Origin of the sequence: Hymenobacter daecheongensis DSM 21074 (assembly GCF_900141805.1) — a bacterium.
GTDB classification, from domain to species: domain Bacteria; phylum Bacteroidota; class Bacteroidia; order Cytophagales; family Hymenobacteraceae; genus Hymenobacter; species Hymenobacter daecheongensis.
The window spans coordinates 529,995-552,797 of record NZ_FQYN01000004.1 but is presented as its reverse complement, the minus strand read 5'-3'; the positions used below and the strand labels follow the sequence as shown (position 1 = coordinate 552,797).

Annotated in this window: 29 protein-coding genes; 6 read left to right on the top strand and 23 right to left on the bottom strand. The window is 59.8% G+C overall.

Annotation, left to right across the window (positions count from 1 at the left end):
- Positions 1 to 82: 82 nt before the first annotated feature.
- The 4 genes from BUB62_RS10520 to nuoK all read right to left on the bottom strand — a co-directional run bounded on the left by BUB62_RS10520 (position 83) and on the right by nuoK (position 4,528).
- The gene (locus BUB62_RS10520; RefSeq protein WP_073109642.1) at positions 83 to 1,540 is read right to left on the bottom strand and encodes a complex I subunit 4 family protein; all 1,458 of its coding nucleotides are present in this window, start codon (positions 1,538 to 1,540) and stop codon (positions 83 to 85) included.
- Positions 1,541 to 1,607: 67 nt separating this feature from the next.
- Complete coding sequence (locus BUB62_RS10515) at positions 1,608 to 2,105, bottom strand: hypothetical protein (protein WP_073109640.1); 498 nt, start codon at positions 2,103 to 2,105, stop codon at positions 1,608 to 1,610.
- Between the two features lie 10 nt (positions 2,106 to 2,115).
- Positions 2,116 to 4,056, bottom strand: a complete 1,941-nt coding sequence (nuoL, locus tag BUB62_RS10510) for an NADH-quinone oxidoreductase subunit L (RefSeq protein WP_073109638.1) — start codon at positions 4,054 to 4,056, stop codon at positions 2,116 to 2,118.
- 139 nt (positions 4,057 to 4,195) lie between these two features.
- Entirely contained in the window at positions 4,196 to 4,528 is a 333-nt protein-coding gene (gene nuoK, locus BUB62_RS10505; protein WP_073109636.1) for an NADH-quinone oxidoreductase subunit NuoK, read from the bottom strand.
- Positions 4,529 to 4,931: 403 nt separating this feature from the next.
- Between nuoK and BUB62_RS10500 the strand changes: the two genes are divergently transcribed.
- Together BUB62_RS10500 and BUB62_RS10495 are read left to right on the top strand one after the other, a co-directional pair.
- Positions 4,932 to 5,495: an RNA polymerase sigma factor gene (locus BUB62_RS10500; RefSeq protein WP_084538981.1), complete on the top strand. Its 564-nt coding sequence runs from the start codon at positions 4,932 to 4,934 to the stop codon at positions 5,493 to 5,495.
- 183 nt (positions 5,496 to 5,678) lie between these two features.
- Complete coding sequence (locus BUB62_RS10495; protein WP_073109633.1) at positions 5,679 to 6,068, top strand: hypothetical protein; 390 nt, start codon at positions 5,679 to 5,681, stop codon at positions 6,066 to 6,068.
- A gap of 23 nt (positions 6,069 to 6,091) precedes the next feature.
- Here the strand turns inward: BUB62_RS10495 and BUB62_RS10490 are convergent, their stop codons facing one another.
- The 14 genes from BUB62_RS10490 to BUB62_RS10425 all read right to left on the bottom strand — a co-directional run bounded on the left by BUB62_RS10490 (position 6,092) and on the right by BUB62_RS10425 (position 16,228).
- Complete coding sequence (locus tag BUB62_RS10490; protein ID WP_073109631.1) at positions 6,092 to 6,562, bottom strand: hypothetical protein; 471 nt, start codon at positions 6,560 to 6,562, stop codon at positions 6,092 to 6,094.
- Positions 6,563 to 6,666: 104 nt separating this feature from the next.
- The gene (locus tag BUB62_RS10485) at positions 6,667 to 7,188 is read right to left on the bottom strand and encodes an NADH-quinone oxidoreductase subunit J family protein (protein ID WP_073109629.1); all 522 of its coding nucleotides are present in this window, start codon (positions 7,186 to 7,188) and stop codon (positions 6,667 to 6,669) included.
- Between the two features lie 74 nt (positions 7,189 to 7,262).
- Positions 7,263 to 7,856: a NuoI/complex I 23 kDa subunit family protein gene (locus tag BUB62_RS10480; protein WP_073109627.1), complete on the bottom strand. Its 594-nt coding sequence runs from the start codon at positions 7,854 to 7,856 to the stop codon at positions 7,263 to 7,265.
- Positions 7,857 to 7,864: 8 nt separating this feature from the next.
- Complete coding sequence (gene nuoH, locus BUB62_RS10475) at positions 7,865 to 8,947, bottom strand: NADH-quinone oxidoreductase subunit NuoH (protein WP_073109626.1); 1,083 nt, start codon at positions 8,945 to 8,947, stop codon at positions 7,865 to 7,867.
- A 91-nt stretch (positions 8,948 to 9,038) separates the two neighbouring features.
- Positions 9,039 to 10,046, bottom strand: coding sequence for an NADH-quinone oxidoreductase subunit G (locus tag BUB62_RS10470; RefSeq protein ID WP_073109624.1), 1,008 nt, complete (start codon positions 10,044 to 10,046; stop codon positions 9,039 to 9,041).
- 156 nt (positions 10,047 to 10,202) lie between these two features.
- A complete protein-coding gene (gene nuoF, locus BUB62_RS10465; protein ID WP_073109622.1) occupies positions 10,203 to 11,543 on the bottom strand; it encodes an NADH-quinone oxidoreductase subunit NuoF in 1,341 nt (446 codons plus the stop codon).
- A gap of 26 nt (positions 11,544 to 11,569) precedes the next feature.
- The gene (locus BUB62_RS10460) at positions 11,570 to 11,914 is read right to left on the bottom strand and encodes a hypothetical protein (protein ID WP_073109621.1); all 345 of its coding nucleotides are present in this window, start codon (positions 11,912 to 11,914) and stop codon (positions 11,570 to 11,572) included.
- An 18-nt stretch (positions 11,915 to 11,932) separates the two neighbouring features.
- Positions 11,933 to 12,511: an NADH-quinone oxidoreductase subunit NuoE family protein gene (locus tag BUB62_RS10455; protein ID WP_073109619.1), complete on the bottom strand. Its 579-nt coding sequence runs from the start codon at positions 12,509 to 12,511 to the stop codon at positions 11,933 to 11,935.
- The gene (locus BUB62_RS10450; protein ID WP_073109617.1) at positions 12,508 to 12,858 is read right to left on the bottom strand and encodes a HepT-like ribonuclease domain-containing protein; all 351 of its coding nucleotides are present in this window, start codon (positions 12,856 to 12,858) and stop codon (positions 12,508 to 12,510) included. Before BUB62_RS10450 ends, BUB62_RS10455 begins: the two co-directional genes overlap by 4 nt.
- Complete coding sequence (locus BUB62_RS10445) at positions 12,842 to 13,141, bottom strand: nucleotidyltransferase family protein (RefSeq protein ID WP_073109616.1); 300 nt, start codon at positions 13,139 to 13,141, stop codon at positions 12,842 to 12,844. Before BUB62_RS10445 ends, BUB62_RS10450 begins: the two co-directional genes overlap by 17 nt.
- Positions 13,142 to 13,154: 13 nt before the next feature.
- On the bottom strand, positions 13,155 to 14,420 hold the full coding sequence (locus tag BUB62_RS10440; protein ID WP_084538980.1) for an NADH-quinone oxidoreductase subunit D: 1,266 nt from the start codon (positions 14,418 to 14,420) through the stop codon (positions 13,155 to 13,157).
- Positions 14,421 to 14,536: 116 nt separating this feature from the next.
- Positions 14,537 to 15,103, bottom strand: coding sequence for an NADH-quinone oxidoreductase subunit C (locus tag BUB62_RS10435; RefSeq protein ID WP_084538979.1), 567 nt, complete (start codon positions 15,101 to 15,103; stop codon positions 14,537 to 14,539).
- A gap of 93 nt (positions 15,104 to 15,196) precedes the next feature.
- The gene (locus BUB62_RS10430) at positions 15,197 to 15,754 is read right to left on the bottom strand and encodes an NADH-quinone oxidoreductase subunit B (protein ID WP_073109614.1); all 558 of its coding nucleotides are present in this window, start codon (positions 15,752 to 15,754) and stop codon (positions 15,197 to 15,199) included.
- Positions 15,755 to 15,832: 78 nt separating this feature from the next.
- Positions 15,833 to 16,228 (bottom strand): NADH-quinone oxidoreductase subunit A, encoded by a 396-nt coding sequence (locus BUB62_RS10425; RefSeq protein ID WP_073109613.1) that lies wholly within the window; start codon positions 16,226 to 16,228, stop codon positions 15,833 to 15,835.
- A gap of 132 nt (positions 16,229 to 16,360) precedes the next feature.
- Here BUB62_RS10425 and BUB62_RS10420 point away from each other — a divergent pair, with 132 nt between their 5' ends.
- From BUB62_RS10420 to BUB62_RS10410, 3 genes are all read left to right on the top strand, one after another.
- Entirely contained in the window at positions 16,361 to 16,963 is a 603-nt protein-coding gene (locus tag BUB62_RS10420) for a Uma2 family endonuclease (protein WP_073109611.1), read from the top strand.
- Positions 16,964 to 17,025: 62 nt separating this feature from the next.
- On the top strand, positions 17,026 to 17,274 hold the full coding sequence (locus BUB62_RS10415) for a hypothetical protein (protein WP_143164106.1): 249 nt from the start codon (positions 17,026 to 17,028) through the stop codon (positions 17,272 to 17,274).
- Positions 17,274 to 17,570: a barstar family protein gene (locus tag BUB62_RS10410; protein ID WP_073109608.1), complete on the top strand. Its 297-nt coding sequence runs from the start codon at positions 17,274 to 17,276 to the stop codon at positions 17,568 to 17,570. The genes BUB62_RS10415 and BUB62_RS10410 overlap by 1 nt, the downstream gene beginning before the upstream one ends.
- A gap of 147 nt (positions 17,571 to 17,717) precedes the next feature.
- On the opposite strand, the gene pruA is transcribed toward BUB62_RS10410, so the two are convergent.
- The 5 genes from pruA to BUB62_RS10380 form a co-directional block, all read right to left on the bottom strand.
- Complete coding sequence (gene pruA / locus BUB62_RS10405; RefSeq protein WP_073109606.1) at positions 17,718 to 19,382, bottom strand: L-glutamate gamma-semialdehyde dehydrogenase; 1,665 nt, start codon at positions 19,380 to 19,382, stop codon at positions 17,718 to 17,720.
- Between the two features lie 334 nt (positions 19,383 to 19,716).
- Positions 19,717 to 20,268 carry a nucleoside/nucleotide kinase family protein gene (locus BUB62_RS10395; protein ID WP_073109603.1) on the bottom strand — a complete coding sequence of 184 codons (552 nt, stop codon included), beginning with the start codon at positions 20,266 to 20,268 and terminating at the stop codon, positions 19,717 to 19,719.
- Between the two features lie 63 nt (positions 20,269 to 20,331).
- Positions 20,332 to 21,027 carry a YjjG family noncanonical pyrimidine nucleotidase gene (locus BUB62_RS10390; RefSeq protein WP_073109602.1) on the bottom strand — a complete coding sequence of 232 codons (696 nt, stop codon included), beginning with the start codon at positions 21,025 to 21,027 and terminating at the stop codon, positions 20,332 to 20,334.
- 84 nt (positions 21,028 to 21,111) lie between these two features.
- Positions 21,112 to 21,426, bottom strand: coding sequence for a (2Fe-2S) ferredoxin domain-containing protein (locus tag BUB62_RS10385; RefSeq protein ID WP_073109600.1), 315 nt, complete (start codon positions 21,424 to 21,426; stop codon positions 21,112 to 21,114).
- A 64-nt stretch (positions 21,427 to 21,490) separates the two neighbouring features.
- Positions 21,491 to 21,892: an ArsR/SmtB family transcription factor gene (locus BUB62_RS10380; RefSeq protein ID WP_073109598.1), complete on the bottom strand. Its 402-nt coding sequence runs from the start codon at positions 21,890 to 21,892 to the stop codon at positions 21,491 to 21,493.
- Between the two features lie 105 nt (positions 21,893 to 21,997).
- On the opposite strand from BUB62_RS10380, the gene BUB62_RS10375 reads away from it, so the two are divergent.
- The gene (locus BUB62_RS10375; RefSeq protein WP_159437441.1) at positions 21,998 to 22,684 is read left to right on the top strand and encodes a carboxypeptidase-like regulatory domain-containing protein; all 687 of its coding nucleotides are present in this window, start codon (positions 21,998 to 22,000) and stop codon (positions 22,682 to 22,684) included.
- Positions 22,685 to 22,803: the final 119 nt, after the last annotated feature.

Genomic DNA, 22,803 nt, shown 5'->3' with positions numbered 1-22,803 from the left:
TTTGCAGCTAGGACCAGGAAAGAGACAGGCAGGAGTGGTAATCTAAGCCCCTCCCTTTTGGGGAGGGGTTGGGGAGGGGTTTTTAACGGTTGACTATCGTCATGATCTGCATGATGGCCGGCTCGGAGATGCGCAGGAACGTGCCGGGGAACAGGCCGATCCAGAACACCATCAGAATGAGAGGCACCAGCACGGCCAGCTCGGAGCCGGTCAGATCCTTGATGGTGGCGGTGAACTGGGTGTCGGGGCCGAGCATCACGCGCTGGAACATGCGCAGCAGGTACACCGCGCCCAGGATGATGGTGACACCGGCCACGGCGCCCATCCAGTGGTTGTACTGGTACACGCCGCCCAGCAGCAGGAACTCACCCACGAACCCGGCCGTGAGAGGCAGGGCCACGGTGCTGAGCAACAGCACCAGGAAGGTGACGGACAGGGCCGGCGTGTTTTTGGTCAGGCCGCCCAGCTCGGAGATGTCGCGGGTGCCGGTGCGGCGCTGGATGATGTCGGCAATGAAGAACATGCCCACCACGTTCACGCCGTGGGCCAGCATCTGAATCACGGTGCCCTGCAGGCCCATCATCGTGAGGGAGAACACGCCGGCCGCCATCAGTCCCACGTGGGAGAGGGAGGAGTAGGCAATCAGGCGCTTCACGTCGCGCTGGCGGATGGCGATGATAGCGCCGTAGATGATGCCGATAATGCAGAGCACCATCACCAGCGGGCCCCAGTGGCTCACGCCTTTCGGCACGATGGGCAAGAGCCAGCGCAGGCAGCCGTAGATGCCCATTTTCAGCATGATACCCGAGAGCAGCATCGTAGCCGGCGTCGGCGACTCGGTGTAGGTGTCGGGCTGCCAGGTGTGGAAGGGGAAGATGGGCATCTTCACGGCGAAGGCCGCGAAAATCAGCCAGAACACCCAGGCCTGCTGGTCGGAGCTGAGCGTGAGGTTGTAGAAGGCGATGATGTCGGAGGAGCGGACCGCGCCGTGGATGCCGGTCTGGAAGTAGAGGTACACGAAGGCGGCCAGCATGAACAGCGAGCCGATGATGGTGTACAGGAAGAACTTAAACGTGACGGCAATGCGGCGCTCCGAGCCCCAGACGCCGGCCAGGAAGTAAATCGGAATCAGGGCCACTTCCCAGAAGAAGTAGAACAGGAAGGCGTCCAGCGACACGAATACGCCAATCAGGCCGGTCTGCATAAACAGAATCAGGGCGTAGAAGGCCGAGGCGTTGGGGTAGTCGTGGCGGAAGGAAGCCAGGATGATGAGCGGTACCAGGAAGGCCGTCAGCAGCACCAGCACCAGGCTCAGCCCGTCCATGCCGACGTGGAAGTTGATACCCGCCGAGGCCACCCAGGGCAGGTTGACTTCGAACTGCGTCTGCGCGGTGACCTGCGACAGGACGGCGGCGTACACCGCCACCACGAATTCGACCAGCGCCGCGCCCAGGGCCATTACGCGGGCCGCATTGCCCTTGGCAAAGTGCAGCAGCAGGGCCGCCGCGACGGGAAAGAGTAGGAGAAAGACAGTCAGCATGTAGAAAATCTAGTTGCACGCGAGCCAGGATGCTGCGGGCACTGCAGAGTGGCCCGTAACGGCCGGGTTATTTTTCGATTACGATGACCTTAGGGCCGGCCAGCTCCTTTTGCCGGTCGGCAAACGGCATTCCGTTGGTGGTGACAAAGTCTGAAACGGCCTGCTCATTCAGGGTGCCATTGGCGAAGAGTTGCCCTTTCGCGACTTTCCGCGCCACATCGATGGCCCTCAGGTGCAGCGTGGTAGGAAAAGGCGTTTCCGCTTTGGTGCCGGAGGCCAAGAACACGTACTGCAGATACAACACGCGGCCATCAGGATGGGAGGCGCTCATTTCGGCCGGGTCCACGAACTCTAGCTGTTTCACAGCCACCTGCCGCTTACCGTCCAAGGACTTGAGGTAGTATACGCACTGCGTATCCATGATGCGGCAGCCGTCCTGCTCAATCAGTGCGTATTTGGCACCGTCCAGCAGAACGGCCTCATCCTTCACCTCGATTTTCTGCTTCTGCGCGAGGACAGTGTTGGTCAATGCTAGCAGTAACAGCAGCGTAAGAAAGCTTTTCATAAGTCAAGTATTACAGCCACACCAGATTCAACCCCAGAATCAGCACGATGCCGACGACCATCAGGATCAGGTAGAGGCCGACGTAGCCGGTTTGCACGTAGCGCAACAGCTGCCCGCCGCCGAGCGTGACGCGGCCGAAGCCGTTCACGATTGGGTCGATGATGCCCTGCTCCACGAAGCGGTACAAACCCGTCGAGAGCCACATGACGGGGCGCACGAACAGGGCGTTGTACAGTTCGTCGATGTAGTATTTGTGGTACACCAGGCTTTCGGGGGCGGAGCGTTGGGCGTCGTCCGCGGCCGGGCGCACCTTGCGGCTCACGTACTGCACGTAGGCGAACAGAATGCCCAGCACGCCGGCCGCTACCGACAGGCCGATGAGCATCAGCTCGGTGCCGTGGTCCAGCTCGGTTTTAAAGGCCTCGGGGTTCAGGCGCTGGGAGTAGGTGAAGAGCGGGGCGAGGTAGTCGGCCAAGTAGTGCTTGCCCACGAACATCGGCGCACCCATGAAGCCGCCCACGGCCGCCAGAATGGCCAGCACAATCAGCGGCAGCGTCATGCTAGCCGGCGACTCGTGCAGGTGGTGCTGCTGCTCCTCGGTGCCCCGAAACTCGCCGAAGAAGGTCAGGAACAGCAGGCGGAACATGTAGAAGGCCGTCAGGAAGGCCGTCAGCAGGCCCATGCCCCAGAGAATCTTGTTGTGCTGGAAGGCGTGCTCCAGGATTTCATCCTTGGAAAAGAAGCCCGAAAACGGCGGGATGCCCGAAATGGCCAGGCAGCCGATGAGGAACGTGAGGAAGGTAATCGGCAGCGCCTTGCGCAGGCCGCCCATGCGGCGGATGTCCTGCTCGTTGCTCATGGCGTGGATTACGGAACCCGCGCCCAGGAACATCAGGGCCTTGAAGAAGGCGTGGGTGAGTACGTGAAACAGCGAAGTGCTGTAGCCCATCACGCCCAAAGCCAGGAACATGTAACCGAGTTGGGATACCGTGGAGTAGGCCAGTACTTTCTTAATGTCGTTCTGGGCGAGGCCGATGGTGGCGGCAAACAGGGCGGTGATGCCGCCAATCCAGGCTACCACGTTCAGCGTGTCGGGGGCCAGGGTGAAGAGTACGTTGGCGCGCAGCACCATGTAGATACCGGCCGTTACCATCGTCGCGGCGTGAATCAGGGCCGAAACCGGGGTGGGGCCGGCCATGGCGTCGGGCAGCCAGGTGTAGAGCGGCAGCTGGGCCGACTTGCCCATCGCGCCCACGAACAGCAACAGGGTAATGGCCGTCACCACGCCCGTCCCGATCTGCAGGGTGCTGGCCTTGTGGAACACCTCGGCGTACTGCACCGAATCAAAAGTCAGGTAGATCAGGAAGATGCCCAGCAGGAAGCCCAGGTCGCCGACGCGGTTGATGATGAAGGCTTTCTTGGCGGCGTTGTTATTGCCGTGGTCCTTGTTCCAGAACCCGATGAGCAGGTAGGAGCACAGCCCCACGCCTTCCCAGCCGATGAACAGAATCACGAAGTTGGCCCCCAGCACCAGCACCAGCATGCTGAACACGAACAGGTTCAGGAAGGCGAAGAACTTGCCCACGTTCTCGTCGTGGTGCATGTAGCCGATGCTGTAGACGTGAATCAGGAAGCCCACGCCCGTGACCAGCAGCAGCATAATCAGGCTGAGCTGGTCAATCTGGTAGGAGAAGGGAATCTGCAGGGTGCCGACCGAAATCCAGTCGAACAGGTGGACTGTGTACTGGTACTGGAAGGTGGCGAACAGGTACACCGAAATCAGGAAGGAGCCCAGCACCATCAGCGAGCCGATGGCCCCGGCCACGGTGCCGGAGAGCTTCTTGTTGAGCAGCCCGTTGAGCAGGAAGCCCAGAAACGGCAGCAGCGGAATCAGGACGTACAGCAGCGTGGAGTAAGGGGCGCTGGCCGCGGGGATTACAGTTTCTTGCATAGAGAGTATGCTAAAAGAAAGCCGTCTGTCATCCTGAGCTTGCGAAGGACCTTATCGCGCAGGAACGAGTCGTTGTTACGTCCGTCGTTCTACTGGGATAAGGTCCTTCGCTTTGCTCAGGACGACAAACGAGTTATCATTACCACTTAAGGCGGTTGAGCAGGTTGACGTCGGTGTTCTGGAAGTTGCGGTAAATCATCACGATGATGCCCAGACCGACCGACACTTCGGCGGCGGCCACGGCCATGATGAAGAACACGAAAATCTGCCCGTTGGGGTCGGAGCGGTAGGCCGAGAAGGCCGTCAGCAGCACGTTCACTGCGTTGAGCATCAGCTCCACGCACATGAAGATGATGATGGCGTTGCGCCGGGTCAGCACGCCCGTGACGCCGATGGCAAATAGCGCCGTGGCGAAGTACACGTAATACTCCAGCGGGACGGTGCGAATGACTTCCGGGATGGTCTGTTCCATGCAGTGGGGTCAGCGGACAAGGCAAAGACGCCCAACCAAAGGTTTGGCTGGCGTTTATTAGCTGGCAAAGGTAGCCAGACTATCGGGAAATCCATACCCGCAGCCTCACCCCCGGCCCCTCTCCGTGGGAGAGGGGCGCCGGACACTCCGCCAGCGCGCGAAGCTTGGGCTTCGCGCTTACCGCTTTGGCAATGAATTGCGCTAGAAAAACCTGTTATCGACACGGCTGTGGATGCGGTAAGCAAGCCCTAGGCTTGCGCCGGAAATCGTCAGGCTCCCCTTTCCTTGGGAGAGGGGCCGGGGGTGAGGCCCCACCGAAAATATTTTAAAGTATTTTTCGGCCTTCCGCGTCTGGTTATCCAGAATGGAAGCACTTGCATTACCCACCTTACCCTTAGGCTCGATGCGCGGACAGGACCAGCAGATTCAAGCCGCCGTGCAGGAACAGCGCGGCCGGCTGCTGGCCTTCATCCGCCGCCGCGTGCCCGACCCCGCCGACGCCGAAGACATTCTGCAGGATGTGTTCGGGGAGCTGGTCGAAAGTTACCGGATGCTCAAGCCCGTGGAAAAAGTGGCCTCCTGGCTATTCCGCGTGGCCCGCAACCGCATCACCGACCTCTACCGCAAGAAGAAGACGGCCTCGCTGGAGGAAGAAATGCTCCGCTACGCCGACGACAACGAGGAAGGCGCCCTGCTGCTGGCCGACGTGCTGCCCGCCGCCGACGACGCCCCCGAAAACCGCCTGCTCCGCGAAACCCTCATGGAAGCCCTGGCCGAAGCGCTGGAGGAACTGCCCAAAAACCAGCGCGACGTGTTCGTGTGGCACGAGCTGGAGGGCAAGACGTTCAAGGAACTGGCCGAGGAAACCGGGGTGCCGCTCAAAACCCTGATTTCGCGCAAGCACTACGCCGTCCAGCACCTGCGCCAGCGCCTGCAAGTGCTCTACAACAACCTGTTCACGGACTAAAGGTCGTTGCGAGCAAAGCGAATAAAGCAGAGACGAAGCAATCCGTCCTCTGAAATGTGAATAGCTTCCTTTCCGCACCAAGCCCTAACGTTGGCGCTTACCAAGTACACAACCTTCAGCTCATTGTCCAGGACGGATTGCTTCGGCTTACGCCTCGCAATGACCTGTTAATATCTCAACGACATGAATCCTAAACCCTGGCCGCTGCGCGTCCTCAAATTCCTTCTCCTCGGTATCCTGTTCGTGGCCGTCATGGGCTTCGTCACGATGCGCCTGTGGAACTGGCTGGTGCCCGACCTGTTCCACGGCCCCGTCCTCACCTTCTGGCAGACCCTGGGTTTGCTGCTGCTCACCCGCCTGCTCACCGGCTTCCGCGGGGGTGGGGGGCGCCCGGGCTTCAGCCGCAAGTGGCAACAGCACAAAAACGACTGGAAGCAGCGCATGGAATCCCGCCTGGCCGGCATGACACCGGAGGAGCAGGAGAAATTTCGCCAGAAGATGCGCGCCAGCTGCGGCCCGCCCTGGATGCGGCGCTCAGCCCCCGAAACGGCTTTTAACACGCAAGCCGAGTAAAACGAGAAGCGGCTCCTGAAGAATCAGGAGCCGCTTTTTAGTTGAGCTTCTATCTGGTCAATAATCGTCGGGTCAGGGGAAGTTATTAGTGCCCGGCCATCCGACGCGCTATCAGGAACGGCCAACTCCAGGTTCCAACCAAAATTATCCAACGCTCGGTAGCGGGCGGTGGGGACCAAATCGGTAGCCTTGAATTTTAGGGTTGCCGACTTATGAAAAACAGCGTAGCAGCCCTGGCTGTCCCAGAGGTCAATCAGGTCGAGGAAGTCGGCCCTGGTGGTGGTGAAGTCCAGTCGAAACGATTTTAGCACAAGAGGCTTGACAAGTGGCCCAGACTGTACTGTCGCCTGGATTGACTCAGGGTTGCGGTAGTGCGTGAAGTTTTCAACCGTCACGTTGTCAAAGCCCAGGCTGGCAGCCAACCGGATGGTTTCCCGCGGGCACTCGAATACCTCCAGAGTAAAGTAGCGGCCGGCAATAGTGTTCTGAATCATTTTCTATGGCTGATTGGTGAGGCCCTGAGGTAATGCAAAGAACAAAAAAAGCGGCGCCTGATGCTTCAGACGCCGCTTTCGGTACTATGGGAAGTTGCCGGAGGCTAGAAGTTCCGCTCCCCGGTTTCGCGCTTGGCCAGCATCACCGCGCCGACCATGGCGGCCAGGAACAGCACCGAGGCCAGCTCGAAGGGCAGCAGGTACTTGGTGTAGAGAATCATCCCTAGCTGGCTGACCATCCCGATCTGCGAGTCGAAGGCCGGGGCGTTGTAGGTGGTGCCGGGGTGCACGTCGCGCAGGGCGGCCACCATCACCAGCAGCAGGGAACCCCCGGCCACGGCCGCGGCTACCTTGGCCAGCATCGGCTTGTGGGGCTCCGTGTCGGCGTTCAGGTTCAGGAACATGATGACGAACAGGAACAGCACCATGATGGCCCCGGCGTAGACGATGATGTTGACGGCGGCCAGAAACTGGGCGTTCAGAATCAGGTAGTGCCCCGAGAGCGAGAAGAACGTCAGGATCAGGAACAGCACGCTGTGCACCGGGTTTTTGGCCAGCACCACGCCCAGGGCCGCAAACAGCGCCACGAACGACAGGAAGAAAAACAGGGAAGGAGAAGAAGCCATTGGCGGAAAGCTAAGAAAGCTGGGTGAGCTAGAAAACTAGTTCCCCTCCTTCTTTAAGGAGGGGAGTTGACGGGCTACTTAAAATCAGGCTGGGCCATGCGCTGGGCCAGGGCCGCGGCCTGCTCGGGGGTGAGCTGGATGCCGCGCTTAGAGCGGGCGTCGGGCGACACGGGCTCCACGAGGCGGTCTTTGCCGTAGATGAACTCGTCGCGCTCGAAGCGGGGCGGGGCCATCTTGTCGGCCTGCAGGTACACGGCTGCTTTCGGGCAGGCTTCTTCGCAGAGGCCGCAGAAGATGCAGCGCAGCATGTTGATTTCGTAGCTGACGGCGTATTTCTCCTCGCGGTACAGGTTTTCCTCGCCTTTTTTCCGCTCGCCGGCCACCATCGTAATGGCTTCGGCGGGGCAGGCCACGGCGCAGAGGCCGCAGGCGGTGCACCGCTCCCGGCCTATTTCGTCGCGCTTGAGCACGTGCAGGCCGCGGAAGATGGGGGAGAAGGGCCGCTGTTCCTCGGGGTAGCGCACAGTCACCTGCTTCTTGGTCGCGGCCCGGAAGAAGTGTCGCATGGTGATGCTCAGACCCTGGAAAATGGCCGGCAGGTAGGCCCGCTCGGCCAGCGTCATGGGCTTGGCCTCCAGCTTTTTCGCTCTATTGCTTAAGGACTGCATATGTTCTGTTACTTAATGATACCGCCCAGAATCAGGCCGCCGGTGAGCAGGATGTTGAAGATGGCCAGCGGAATCAGGATGGTCCAGCCCAGGCGCATCAGCTGGTCGTAGCGGAAGCGGGGCAGGGTCCAGCGCACCCACATAAAGAAGAAGATGAAGGCGAAGATTTTGCCGAACAAGCCCAGCAGGCCGAGTACGGAAATCAGGTTCTGGGCCGACATCAGCTCCCAGCCCTGGCTGTTCACGAACCAGTCGCGCAGCTCGTACTGAAAGGGAAAGTTGAAGCCGCCGAAGTACAGCACGCTCATCACGGCCGAGGCCACGAACACGTTGACGTACTCGGCGAACAAGTACAAACCCATCTTCATGGAGCTGTACTCGGTGTGGTAGCCGCCCACCAGCTCGGTTTCGCACTCGGGCAAATCGAAGGGCGTGCGGTTGGTTTCGGCGAAGGCGCAGACCAGGAAGATGATAAAGCCCAGGGGCTGCTTGACGATGTTCCAGAAGTGCCACTCGCCCGCGGCCGACTGCTGCAAGGTGATTTCGCGTAGGCTCAGCGTGCCCGAAATCATCAGCACGGCAATCAGGGCCAGGCCCATGGCCAGCTCGTAGCTGATGTTCTGGGAGCCGGCCCGGATGGCGCCGAGCAGGGAGAACTTGTTGTTGGAAGCCCAGCCGCCAATCATCACCCCGTACACGCCCAGCGACACGATGCCGAACACCCACAGCATGCCGATGTTGACCTCGATGCCCTGCAGGTTGAACACGTTGTTGCCGAACTGAATCACGTTGCCGAACGGAATTACTGCCGACGACATCAGGGCCGTAATCATGGCCAGGCAGGGGCCCATAATGAACAGGGCCTTGTTGGCTCCGGCCGGAAAGAATTCTTCTTTGGTAAACAGCTTCACGGCATCGGCCAGCGGCTGGAGCAGGCCAAAGGGCCCGGCCCGGTCCGGCCCCACGCGGTCCTGCAGAAAGGCGGCAATGACGCGCTCCGCGTAGGTGCAATAGGTCGCAATCAGCAGGGAAACGCCGAACACGACGAGGATAACAATGGATTGCCAGCCGAGGGTTGGTAGTTCTATCATTTGAGTTGTCAGTTGCGAGTTGCCAGTTGCCAGTATTCAACGAGAGGCGTTGCCTAACTGGCAACTGGCAACTCGCAACTGGCAACTGAAACTAATTGCCGAGGCGCATGGGAGGGTTCTGTTCCAGGTCGCGGACCGAGCTTTCGGGCAGGTCGGCAATAACCTGGGCGTTGAGCACGGGCAGCTCGTAGTGGTTGGCCGAGATGACCGAGGAACGGTCGATGTGGGCGGGGCCTTCGATGGTCCAGTCGGCGGTTTCCTTCTTGTCGAAGCGGCAGGTGTTGCAGATCCACTCCTTTACCTCGCCGTACTGGTCCTTGCGGGCCGTCACGCGCATCACGTCCTTGCCCTTGTACCAGAGCACCACCTTGCCGCAGCACTTCGGGTTCTCGCACTGGCGGTGGGCGTTAACGGGCTTGGTAAACCACACCCGCTGCTTGAAGCGGAAGGTTTTATCGGTCAGCGCGCCCACCGGGCACACGTCGATGACGTTGCCGCTAAACTCGTTGTCGATGATATTCTCGATGTAGGTGCCGATTTCGGCGGCGTCGCCGCGGCCCAGCACGCCGTGCACGCGCTGCTCGGTGAGCTGGTCGGCGGTGTACACGCAGCGGTAGCACAGGATGCAGCGCGTCATGTGCAGTTGAATCAGCGGCCCGATGTCGATTTTGTCGAAGGTGCGGCGCTCCTCCTCGTAGCGGGTAGTGCTCACCCCGTGCTCGAAGGCGAAGTTCTGCAAATCACACTCCCCGGCCTGGTCGCACACGGGGCAGTCCAGGGGGTGGTTGATGAGCAGCATCTCCACGATGCCCTTGCGCACGTCGAGCACCTGCTGGGAAGTCGTATTCTCGACCACCATGCCGTCCTGCACCGGCGTCACGCACGAGGCCACGAGCTTGGGCATGGGGCGCGGGTCTTTGGCCGAGCCGGCCGCCACGCGCACCAGGCAGGCGCGGCACTTGCCGCCCGAGCCTTTCAGCGGCGTGTAATAGCACATGGCCGGGGGCACGATGCTGCCGCCGATGGTGCGGGCCGCGTTGAGGATGGTGGTTCCGTCCGGAACTTCCACCTCGATGCCGTCGAAAGTTATTTTAGCCATTTAGGTTTTGCTCTTTAATGTCGTCTGTCATGCTGAGCGAAGCCGAAGCATCTCGCGTGCTGACGTATGGTTAGTAATCTGACGAGGCCAAGCGAGATGCTTCGGCTTCGCTTTGCTACGCTCAGCATGACGTTCTTTTTACAAAACGGTCTGCCGCTAGGCCAGCACTGCTTTGCCCGGATACACTGCGCCGGGGCGGGTGGCTTCCTGGGGGTGGCGGATGTGCCATTCGAACTCGTCGCGGAAGTGGCGGATGGCGGCTGAGACGGGCCAGGCGGCCGCTTCGCCCAGCGGGCAGATGGTGTTGCCCTCGATCTGCTTGGCCACGCTGGCCAGCACGTCGATGTCGCGCTCCGTGCCGTGGCCGTGCTCGATGCGGTGCAGGATTTTCTCCAGCCAGCCCGTGCCCTCGCGGCAGGGCGAGCATTGCCCGCACGACTCGTGGTGGTAGAAGCGGGAGAAGTTCCAGGTGTTGCGCACGATGCAGGTCGTCTCGTCCATGGCAATGAAGCCGCCGGAGCCCAGCATGGTACCAGTTACGAACCCGCCGTCCGACAACGACTCGTAGGTCATCAGGCGAGGCTCGCCGGCGGCAGTTTTCAGGATCAATTCCTTGGGCAGAATCGGCACCGAGGAACCACCGGCTACTACGGCTTTCAGGTCGCGGCCCTTCCAGATGCCGCCGCAGTACTCATCGGAGTAGATGAACTCCTCGACCGGCACGCCCAACTCGATTTCGTAGATGCCGGGCTTATTGAGGTGGCCGCAGGCCGAAATCAGCTTGGTGCCGGTGCTCTTGCCCACGCCAATCTTGGCGTACTCGTCGCCGCCGTCGTTGACGATAACCGGCACGGCCGCAATAGACTCGACGTTGTTCACTACTGTGGGGCGGGCGTAGAGGCCCGACACGGCGGGGAACGGGGGCTTGTTGCGCGGGTTGCCGCGCTTGCCTTCCAGGGATTCCAGCAGGGCGGTTTCCTCGCCGCAGATGTAGGCGCCGCCGCCGGGGTGCACGTACAGATCCAGGTCGTAGCCCGAGCCCAGGATGTTCTTACCCAGGAAACCGGCCGCGTACGCCTCCGCAATGGCCTTTTCCAGGATGCGCAGCACGTAGAGCAGCTCGCCGCGGATGTAGATGTACGAGGTATTCGCGCCCAGCGCGTAGGAGCTCGTAATCATGCCCTCGATGAGCAGGTGGGGCAGCTTCGACATCAACTGCCGGTCCTTGAAGGTGCCCGGCTCCGACTCGTCGGCGTTGCAGACTAGATAGCGCGGCACGCCCTCGGGCTTGGCCAGGAAGCTCCACTTCAGGCCCGTGGGGAAGCCGGCGCCGCCGCGGCCCCGCAGGCCCGACTTCTTCACCTCTTCCACCACCTCGTCGGGGGTCATGGTTTTGATGGCCTTCTCCACCGAGCGGTAGCCGCCGTGCTTGCGGTACACCTCGATGGTGTCGATGCCTTCAACGTTGATATGTTCGGTCAGCAGTTTGCGTCCCATAGTGTCTGAGCGGTTAGCTGGTGGCGTTAGCCGTTGTATTTAGCTTCCAGTTCGGCGAGGCGCCGTTCAAAGTCAGCGTTAGTCTGCTGTTGCTGCCCCAGCGTCTTGTTAAGCGAGTAGGTCATCAGCTGCCGATCCTCCTGGCTTTCCCGACGCATGTCTGTCATCAGGGAAGTCATGAATTCCATGTTTTTCCGGCTTTCGTCCTGCAGGGTGTTGAACATGCTGTTCACGTGCTCCTGTTGTTTAACAACAACTGAAGCAACCCGAGTCAGCGTTTGATTCATCTGACGAATGTCTTCTTTCATCTCGTGCATCTCAATGAGAATTTCCGAGACAATCAGCGGCAGGTCCTTGTTCCGGTCTTCCATGGCAGCAACAGCAAGCGGTTAATTGTTGGCTAGGGCGTTGGGCAGGCCGGTTTCCTCCCAGGGCAGGGCGGGCCGGTGCACCATGTTGCGCAGCTCCGAGAGCATGGCATTCACCGATTCCTCGGTGTCGAGCTGCTCGTAGTATTTCTCGCGCACCTGCACCACGGGGGCGAAGCCGCAAGCGGCCAGGCATTCCACCTCTTTCAGGGTGAACAGGCCGTCGGCCGAAGGACCTTCGCCGACTTTGGCGCCGGTGATGCGCTCCAGCTCCAGGGTCAGCTCGTCGGAACCGCGCAGCTGGCAGGGCCCCGTGCGGCAGATTTCCAGCACGTGCTTGCCCACCGGCTTGAGGTTGAACATAGTGTAGAAGGTCGAAACCTCGTACACCTCGATGGGCTTCACGCCCAGCACCTCGGCCACCAGGTCCTGCACCTCGGGCGCCACCCAGCCGCCGAATTCGGCCTGGGCAATGTGCAGCACCGGCAGCATGGCCGACTTGCGGCGCTCCGCCGGGTACTGCTTACAGATACGGTCTATTTCAGCCTTGGCCGCCTCCGAGAACTGCGGTTTCTGAATCGATTCGGTTGGTAGGCTCATAGAGCAGAGGAATTTAAAAGTTGCCGCAGCCGCTCGCGCAAAACGGGAACGTCCTGGCGGATGACCTGCCACAAGGCTTTTTCGTCAATCATGTCGTAGTCATGCACGAGAATGTGCCGCAGCCCAATAATCTTTCGCCACTCAATCCCGGTTTGCTCCTGGCGAAACGCCGGCGTGAGCTTGCTGGCAGCTTCGCCAATAATCTCAGCGAGCTTTATGAAGGCAAATAAGCGAAAGTCGCCATCCGGCAGCATACCGCCGGGCAGCGACTGGTAAGCTTGGATTATCTGGTCGGCGGCGTCCAGCATATGCTCCAGCCGCTGTCGGTCGCTAAGCGGCTTTCTCATAGATGGGGTGTAAGTCAGATTGAATTTCGCGGGCAAAGCGGCTGGTGGGCTTCAGGCCAGATACTACGTCCACTTTCTTGCCTAAAAGCTCAGCCAGATATTCGCGCCAGAGATAAAAATCCAGGGCATCGAGCTTCTCATAATCCAGCTCCACCAGCAAATCTACGTCACTTGCCTCATCAGCCTCGCCGCGGGCGTAGGAGCCAAAAAGGTACGCTTTCAGCACGGGCTGCGTGCTGAAAAACGTCCGGATGGCTTCTAGTTCCTGGTCGGTGAGGTACATGGTTGACTACGGATTACGCGTCCAGCTCGCCGGCAATAACATTCATCGACGACAGGGTTACGATGGCGTCGGAGAGGCTGCTGCCCACCACCATTTCGGGGTAGGCCTGGTAGTAGATGAAGCAGGGACGGCGGAAATGCAGGCGGTAGGGCGTGCGGCCCCCGTCCGAGACGAGGTAGAAGCCCAGCTCGCCATTGCCGCCCTCCACGGAGTGGTACACTTCACCTACCGGCGCTTCAATCTCCCCCATGATGATCTTGAAGTGGTAGATCAGGGCCTCCATGTTCTTGTACACGGCCTGCTTGGGGGGCAGGTAGTAGTGCGGGGCATCGGCGTGGAAGGGGCCCTCGGGCAGGTTTTCCAGGGCCTGGTTGATAATGCGCAGGCTCTGCCAGATTTCCTCGTTGCGCACCATGAACCTGTCGTAGGTGTCGCCCTTGGTGCCCACGGGGATTTCAAACTCGAAGTCCTCGTAGCTGGAGTAGGGGTTCATGGCCCGCACATCGTAGTCGACGCCGGCGGCGCGCAGGTTGGGGCCGGTGAAGCCGTAGTTCAGGGCTTTTTCCGCCGTAATCGGGCCCACGTTCACCACGCGGTCCATGAAGATGCGGTTGCGGTTGAACATCGACTCAAACTCCTTCATCACCGCGGGGAAGGTTTTGAGCCAGTCGCGCAGCTTCTGGATGGCAACATCCGAAAAGTCGCGCTCCATGCCGCCCACGCGGCCCATGTTGGTGGTGAGGCGGGCGCCGCAGATTTCCTCGTAAATCTCGTAGACCTTCTCGCGCTCCTGGAACACGTAGAGGAAGCCGGTGAAGGCTCCGGTGTCCACGCCCAGAATCGAGTTGCAGATCAGATGGTCGGTGATGCGGGCCAACTCCATGGCAATGACACGCATGTACTGGGCACGCTTGGGCACGGTCACACCGAGCAGCTTCTCCACCGTCATGTGCCAGCCCATGTTGTTGATGGGACTGGAACAGTAGTTCATCCGGTCCGTCAGGGGCGTAATCTGGTAGAAGGGCCGGCGCTCGGCAATCTTCTCGAAGGCCCGGTGGATGTAGCCGATGGTGGGCACGCCGGAAATGATCCGCTCCCCGTCCATTTGCAGGATGTTCTGGAAAATGCCGTGCGTGGCCGGGTGCGTCGGGCCCAGGTTCAGGGTCGTCAGCTCCTGCGAGAAGTCGTTGAGCGTCGGAATCAGGCCGCTGTGCTGCTGCTGCTCCTTCGCCTCCTGAACGATTTTGTGGGTGCCTTCCAGCGTGTCGTTTACTGCCATATCAGTGTTGTCATCCTGAGCTTGCGAAGGACCTTATCACGTCCGCGCCGCATCGATTAGAGAATCTGACAAAAGCAGCGGTGATAAGGTGCTTCCTTCGTCAGCATGACAAATAGTTATCGTCCGAAGAAAAGGTCGGTTTTGTCTTCGCGGGTACCGTCTTCCAGCGCATATTCGCGGCGCATGGGGTGGTAGTCCATGTCCTCCACATTCAGAATGCGGATCAGGTTGGGGTGGCCCGTGAAGATGATGCCGTAGAAGTCGTAGGCCTCGCGCTCCATCCAGTTGGCGGTGGCGTAGAGGTCCGTCAGCGTGGGCACCACCGGGTCGGCAATGGGGAAGAAGATCTTCAGGCGCAGGCGCAGGTTGTGTACCATGCTGTGCAGATGGTACACCATGCCCAGCTCCTGGCCCTCGTTTTCGGGGTAATGGATACCGCACATCGTGGTCAGAAAATTGAGCTGCAGCTCCTGATCCTGCTGCAGGCCGGCGATGATGTCGTGCAGCCGCTCCCGGGTAGTGGTGGCCGTCAGCAGGCCGTAAGGCTCCTCCACGTCGGTAAACGCGTCGGTGCCGAACAGGCGGTGCAGCAGCGCGAGCAGCTGGGCGTTCTTGGCCGCCTGCGGGTCCTGGATGGCGGCCGTTTCCTGCGCGGCAGCCGATTCTTCGGTGTTTTCAGCCATTCTTTTTGGAGGAGCTAGGAGCTAGAAGCTGGGAGTTAGAATGAAAAGGATGGCAGAACAAATTCTAACTCCCAGCTTCTAGCTCCTAGCTCCTTACTTAATGTTGTAAGAAGCCAGCAGCGCCTGGTACTCGGGGGCGTTGCGGCGGCGGATGGATTCGGTGCGGGCCAGATCCTGCACGCGCATCAGGCCGTCGAGCACCTGCTCGGGGCGGGGCGGGCAGCCGGGCACGTACACATCCACCGGGATGATCCGGTCGATGCCCTGCAGCACGGAGTAGGAGTCGAAGATGCCGCCGGAGCAGGCGCAGGCGCCCATGGCCAGCACCCAGCGGGGCTCGGCCATCTGCTCGTACACCTGCTTCACGATGGGCGCCATCTTCTTGGCGATGGTGCCCATCACCATCAGTAGGTCTGCCTGCCGGGGCGAGAAGCTGGGGCGCTCGGAGCCGAAGCGGGAAATGTCGTAGTGGGAGCCCATGGTGGCCATGAACTCGATGCCGCAGCAGGAGGTAGCAAACGGCAGGGGCCAGAGCGAGTTGGCCCGGGCCATGCCCACCACCGACTCCAGGGAAGTGGCAAAGAAGCCCGCGCCTTCCACGCCGTCGGGCGCGTCCACCATCTTTATTTCAGGAACACGAATATCACTCATCGGAAGTAGCAGTTTGGAGGGGAGAAAGTCCCCGATTCCGAACACCGGCCAGCCGGCAAAGGTTTGGGCAATTTGAACTTAGGCGTGGGTGCCGGTCCACTTCAGAATGCCCTTTTTGATGACGTAGGCGAAACCCGCCATCAGTAGGGTCAGGAACACAATCATCTGCACGAAGCCGTCCCAGCCCAGGGTGCGGAAGTTCACGGCCCAAGGATACATGAAGATGACCTCCACGTCGAAAAGCACGAACAGAATGGCGGTCAGGAAGTATTTAATCGAAATCGGGGTGCGGGCGTTGCCCACCGACTCGATACCGCACTCAAACGAGGCGTCCTTCACCGTGCTCTGCCGCTTGGGGCCCACGAGGTGGGACACAATCATGGCGAAGGCAACGAAGGCAATGGCCAAGCCGAACTGGACTACAATGGGCAGAAAATCAACCGGCTGGTAATTGGTGGCTACGGCGAGAAGCATACGATTCAGCAGTTAAGAGCCCATTGGAATGGGCATTGACGGGCAAAGGTAGCGCCTGTGGGGTTGGGAACAAAGGTTACGAGCGGTAGGGGGCGTAATGGCGTATATTTGGACAAATTAGCTTTTGGCCCTATGTCGCAGACCCAATCGCCGCCCCGGCTTTATACCGTCGAAGAGTACCAGGCTTTGGAGGAAGCATCCGAGCAGCGCCACGAGTATTTCGAGGGCGAAGTTTTCGCCATGTCGGGGGCTTCCGCCACGCACCATACCATCCGGCAGAATTGCGTCATCAGCCTTCGGACTTCTCTACGAGGCCGGGGTTGCAAAGTGTATGACGAGGGAATGCAGCTGGCTGTGGCAGAAGGTCGCTACTACACTTATCCGGACGTAATGGTGACCTGCCACCCGGAGGACGTGAATGAGGAGCGCATCATGCGCCATCCGGTACTCATCATCGAAATTCTGTCGCCGTCTACGGCCGACCACGACCGGAGCTGGAAGTTCAACCAGTACAAGCAGTTACCTTCGTTGCAGCACTACGTGCTGGTGTCGCAGCACACCTGCTTGGTGGAGTGGTTCCGGCGGGAGCCCAGCGGCGTGTGGTCCTTCACCCCGCTGGGGGAGCTGACGGATACGCTGGAAATTCCGGAACTAGCTATTTCACTGCGGGTAGCGGATGTTTATGATGAAATCAGCATCACGCCGATGCGGGCACAGCCGCCGGGGGAGTTGTAGCAAAATTGGCCGTCATGCTGCATCTACCGTCTGCCTGATGAAGTATTTATACAGTTGAAATTATGATTTACACGAAAAGACGTTTTGCTGCTGAATTGCTAGCAGAACTTGAGCGTGACTTGGCAGAGGCAGAGCCGCCGTTTTCGGTTGTGAGGTTAGCGCGCTGGGCGTCAACAAAATTTCTCAATTACCAGGGACGCTGTGAAAAGGACTTGGAGGATAAGATAATGACCATCGAACTGATGGAAGAAGGTCCCGAGTTCGAGCTTACTATAGATGAAATAAGGCAGCTTGCTAAAGAAATGTTGTGATGAAAATTATCATCGAAGGTAACTTAATCAACACCATTGATGATTTCTACGGCCAGATTGAGAAACACCTCATTATAGGTGAATGTCCTTGGGGCCGAAATCTGGATTCGTTAGATGAAATTGTACTGTATAGCTTCAACTATACAGATGACCCAAGCTTAAATGTGACCGAAATTCTGTGGTCAGATTCTGCTCTGTCGGCACAAAGGCTAAATCGAGGAGAACAGCACAATCTATTCTATATTTTAACTGAAATGCTAAGTAGTAATGAGGAAATCAAGCTCATTTTGGAGTAGCAGGAATCGGCTGATTCCAACGAAGCGGTAGAGATGCTTCGGCAAGCTCAGCATGACGTTCTGTTTGAAATAAAAAAGCCGCCCCGGAATCCCGGAGCGGCCTTTTCGTTCATGCGGCGCGGACGAGCCGCGAAGCGGAGCTTCGCGTTACAGGCCCTTGTCCCGGTTCAGATCCTCGGCCGGAGCCGAGCCCAGGAAGGGGTAGCGGTAGTCCGTGACGGGCACGAAGGTTTCCTTGATGGCGCGCGGCGACACCCAGCGCAGCAGGTTCAGCATCGAGCCGGCCTTGTCGTTGGTGCCGGAGGCCCGGGCCCCGCCGAAGGGCTGCTGGCCGACCACGGCGCCGGTGGGCTTGTCGTTGATGTAGAAGTTGCCGGCCGCGTGCACCAGCGCCTTGGAGGCCTGGTCGATGGCGTAGCGGTCCTGGGCGAAGATGGCACCAGTCAGGGCGTAGGGCGAGGTCGTGTCCACCAGGGTCAGCACCTCGTCGAACTTGGCGGCGTCGTAGATGTGGACCGTGACGACGGGGCCGAACAGCTCCTCGCACATGGTCACGTACTTCGGGTCCTTGGCCACGATGACGGTGGGCTCGATGAAGTAGCCCTTCGACTTGTCGTAGCCGCCGCCGGCCACGATTTCGGCGTTCGGGTCAGCCTTGGCTTCGTCGATGTACTTGGCCAGCTTGTCGAAGGATTTCTCGTCGATAACGGCGTTGATGAAGTTGGAGAAGTCCTCCACGTCGCCCATCTTGAACGAGGCCAGGTCTTCCTTCACGTAGCCCAGTATTTCGTCGGCCAGGTTGCTGGGCAGGTACACCCGTGAGGCGGCCGAGCATTTCTGGCCCTGGTACTCAAACGCGCCCCGGCTGATGCCCACGGCCACGGCCTTGGCGTGGGCCGAGGGGTGAGCCAGGATGAAGTCCTTGCCGCCGGTTTCGCCCACGATGCGCGGGTAGCTCTTATAGGAGGAAATGTTGTCGCCGATGGCTTTCCAGATACCATTGAACACGCCCGTGGAGCCGGTGAAGTGGATGCCGGCAAAGTCGCGGTGCCGGAAGATAACGTCGCCGGCGGTGGGGCCGCTGACATATACCAGGTTGATAACGCCATCAGGTACGCCGGCCTCCTTGAACAGCTCCATCAGCACCTGGGCCGAGTAGATCTGGGTGTTGGAGGGCTTCCATACCACCACGTTGCCCATCATGGCGGCCGAGGAGGGCAGGTTGCCGGCAATGGAGGTGAAGTTGAAGGGCGTGAGGGCAAATACGAAGCCTTCCAGCGGGCGGTGCTCCAGGCGGTTCCACATGCCGGGCAGGCTTTCGGGCTGCTGCTGGTAGATCTGCTGCATGAAGTGCACGTTGAACCGGAAGAAGTCGATCAGCTCGCAGGCCGCGTCGATTTCGGCCTGGAAGCAGTTCTTGCTCTGGCCCAGCATGGTGGCCGCGTTGATCCGGGCGCGGTAGGGGCCGGCCAGCAGGTCGGCGGCTTTCAGGAAGATGGCCGCACGGTGCTCCCAGGGCATTTCGGCCCAGAGTGGGCGGGCGGCCAGGGCCGCGTCGATGGCCTGCTGCACATGGCTGGCGTCGCCCTCATGAAACTGGCCCAGCACGTGCTGGTGGTCGTGGGGCGGGGTGATGTTCTTTTTCTTGCCGGTGCGGATTTCCTGCCCACCGATGTGCATCGGAATGTCGCGCTGCTGCTGCTTCAGTTCCTTGAGCATCTTGTGCAGCCCCACCCGCTCGGGCGAGTTGGGCGCGTAGCCCTTCACGGGCTCGTTGATCGGGGCGGGGACGTTGAAAAAGCCGTTAGCCATGAGTTGGGTTTTGGGTGTTGGTTTTTCGTTTTTGGGAGGGGGTAGGGCAAAGGTATCGACCAGATTCGGGAATGATGCCGCTAATGGGTTAATATAGAGTATTCGTCTCTGCCAACAGGTGCCCTACCGCTGTTAGGGTGCTTGTCGTCTCCGCCGACAGGTACCCTAACAGCGGTAGGGTAGCATGCAACTCCGTCGACAGGCACCCTAACACAGGTAAGGCAGCATGCAGCTCCGTCGACAGGCACCCTAACAGCGGTAAGGCAGCATGCGCCTCCGCCCACAGGCACTCTACCTCCATTAGGGTGCCTTACCGGCAACAGTAAGGGGCGGGTCACGACAGCCCCGCCAGCAGCGTCCGCACCTGCTGCTCCAACTCGGCGCGGGAGCCGCGGTTGTGCAGCACGGCCGCGAACTGCTCGTAGGTATCCATCACGGTTTCGCTGGGGTGGGTGTCGTCGCGGGTGCCGTCGCCCTGCTGCTTCAGCGGGTCGCCTTCCACGCGCAGCATCAGCCCGCCCCGGTTCAGGATGGGCTGGGCTTCGTTGGGGAAGCGCACATCGGGAATGATAACGAACTGATCCGGCGGCAGGCGGGCGAAAAAGGCCTGCACCCAGATTTCGTAGTTCCAGGCCCGTAGCGCCGCGCCCACCTGTTGCAGCATCTCGCCGCGCGTGCGGCCAAAGGCGGGCAGCAACTCAGTTTTGCCGGCCTGGGTGTAGTAAGGAGCCACAGCCTCGCCGGCCAGTGTGGCGCACACGGCTTTTATGGCATCGCCGAAGGACATAATCTGCCAGTGGCGCTCAGGCTGCAGCTGCTGAATGAGGCGGGCCACCGTGTCTTTGCCGCTGCCGCGCTTACCAGAAATGCCGAGTAGTTGAATCATAGTCGGGCAAAGGTCGGCAGATGCGGGAATGCGTGCGCCAGCCTGCGCGAATATTTTAGAACGCTACAAAAACGCCTTCAGCTCGCTCAAACAGCTGATTTCGTACGTCACGTCGGCGAAGTGGCGGCGCTTGTCGGGGTTAAAGTACACCTGGTCGATGCCGGCGTTGTAGGCACCCAGCACGTCGCATTCGAGGTTGTCGCCGATCATCAGGCTCTCGTCGGCGTTGGCGCCGGTGCAGCGCAGGGCGTGCTCAAACATGCGCCGGTCGGGCTTTAAAAAGCCGCTGTGCTCGGAGGTAATGACTTCCTGGAAGTAGTCGGTGAGGTTGGAGGATGTGAGCTTGATGTGCTGAACATCCTGAAAGCCGTTGGTGATGAGGTGCAGCGTGTACCGCTCGCGCAGATAGGCCAGCACCTCGTGGGTAAAGGGAAATACGGCCGACTTGCGGGGCAAAATAGCGGTAAAATCCTCCGAAATGGTGGCCGGTACTTCACTTTCGGGCACGCCCAGCTTGGCCAGCGTGCGCACAAACCGCACCTCGCGCAGCTGCCGCTGGCTGATTTTGTTGGCCTGATACAGCCGCCACAGCGCATGATTGATACGGCTGTACACGCCAATGAACTCATCGGCCGTGAAGGTACCGTGGCGCCCCAGCGTGTGCTGCTCAAACAGGTGGCGTAGCGTCTCATCGGCGTTCTTCTCGAAATCCCACAGGGTATGGTCGAGGTCGAAGAAGAGGTGGCGGTAGGTTTTCAATTAAAAATTGAGAATTAAGAATTAAAAATTCGATTGTGGCGGTGGTCCACGAAGCAGTGGCTACCTAAACTGACAACTGACACCTCACAGCGCCAGCCGCTCCACCACGCGGCCCGCGCCGATGTGCTCCTGCACCAGCTCGGCGGCATCGGCGGGCTTCACTTTGCCATAAAACGTGCCTTCGGGATAGATGACCAGCGCCGCGCCGGGGCCTTTTTTGCAGTGTTTGCACACATCCAGGCAGTTGCAGGTCTGCACGCGGGCCTGGTGCTTTTTGCCGCCCGTCACGAAGTTTTTCAGGCCCTGCTTTTTCAGGGCAATTTTCAGCGCTTTGGCTACGTCGCTGCCCACTTCGGTTTTCTGATTGTTGCAAACGAAAATGTGGTAGGCAAGCGGCATGGCAGGCACAAGAAGAAAGCGCCTCAGGCGAGGCCAGTGAAACAAAGCAGCGGCCGGTGCCGCCTTAGCGCGACGGATTAGGGCTGCCGGTCCAGCGGCGATTCTGGAGCTTATAGGCCGCTAACTCCCGATTCGACCACAGGGTTTGGTAAATCTGCTGGTCGCGCACCAGCTGCGGGTCTTTTTCCATCAGGCTCAGCAGTTGCTGCACCAGGTCCAGGGCTTCGTCCTTCAGGTAGTAAAACATCCAGTTGTCGAGGCGGCGGAAGTTCACCAGCCCGGCATTTTTCAAGTACAATAATTGCCGGGAGGTTTTTGTTTGGGTGAAATCGAGCACCTGCTCCAGGTCGGAGATGCACATTTCCTGGTTGCGCCACAGCAGATGCAGGATGCGCACGCGCGACTCATCGCCGAACGCTTTGAATAATTGCTGACCAAATGCAACGGTGAAGTGTTTTAGGCGCATCTGTTGTCTGGAAGGCGGGGGCGAGGGTGCTGGCCGCAACAAATTTACACCAAGCCGGGCTTCAGCCCCCAAAGTGCCGTATTATTGTCATCTGTAATGCTCCGTATGCCTGTCAATCTTCGTTTTCGCCCCTTTTGGCTGCCGCTGCTGGTGCTTGTTGTCGGTTGGCTGAGCAGCGGACCTGCGGCCCACGCCCAGGGCCAGCGCCGGGTGGTGCAGTTCACCGGCATCGTGGCCACCGGCGACAGCCTGCTGGGCGTGCCGGGAGCCACCATCTTCGTGCCCAAAGCCGGCCGCGGCACCGCCACCAATGCCTACGGCTACTTCTCGCTGCCCGTGCTCACCGGCGACAGCATCGTGATTCGCTCCTTGGGCTACCGCAACCAGACCGTGGTGATTCCGGCCGCCTACCCGCGCCAGAGCTACTCCGTAATTGTGCAGCTAAAGGAAGATGCCACGGTGCTGCCCGAAGTGCGCATTTTCCCCTACATGACCGAAAAGGCCTTCAAGCAGGCCTTTCTGGCCCTGCGCCTGCCCACCGAGCGCGGCTCCAGCGCCGCTGAAAACCTGAGCGGGGACATCATGCGCCGCATGTTCCACAACCTGCCCGTGACCAGCATGGGCAACTACCGCCAGACCATGCAAAACCAACAATACAACCAGGACCGCCGCATGGGCACTGCCCCCACGCCCCAAACCAACAACCCGCTGCTAAACCCCTTCAGCTGGCTACAGCTGATAAATCAGGTGAAAAGCGGCGAGTTTAAGAAGAAAGAAGGCGTGGATTATTAAGAAACCCGCTGTCATTGCGAGGACGAAGGACGAAGCAATCCGTCCTCTGAAATGTAAAAAGCTCTGTTGACCTAAAAAGCCCTGACGTATGCCCTGCGTCAGGGCTTTCTGGTTAATCA